Origin of the sequence: Aeromonas sp. sif0611 (assembly GCF_019218845.1) — a bacterium.
GTDB classification, from domain to species: domain Bacteria; phylum Pseudomonadota; class Gammaproteobacteria; order Enterobacterales; family Aeromonadaceae; genus Aeromonas; species Aeromonas media.
This window is the reverse complement of sequence record NZ_JAHUWU010000089.1, coordinates 1-201: the sequence shown is the minus strand read 5'-3', so window position 1 is coordinate 201 and position 201 is coordinate 1. Positions and strand designations below refer to the sequence as shown.

At 62.2% G+C, this 201-nt stretch carries 1 protein-coding gene; it reads left to right on the top strand.

Annotated elements, in window-relative coordinates:
• A partial coding sequence (locus tag KW824_RS20905; protein WP_218410923.1) for a VCBS domain-containing protein occupies positions 1 to 201 on the top strand: 201 nt, incomplete at both ends.

The following is a 201-nucleotide window of genomic DNA, read 5'->3' as shown; positions in this document are numbered from 1 at the left end:
ACAACGTCGACAACAGCAAGGTGCAGTACCTGGGCGAAGGGGAGACCAAGGTCGAGACCTTCACCGTGCAGTCTGTGGATGGCACCGAGCACACCGTCACCATCACCATCACCGGCGTCAACGATGCGGCGGTGATCACCGGCAGCGACACTGGTGCGGTCACCGAAGATGAGAGCACTCCGCTGCTGACCGAGACCGGCA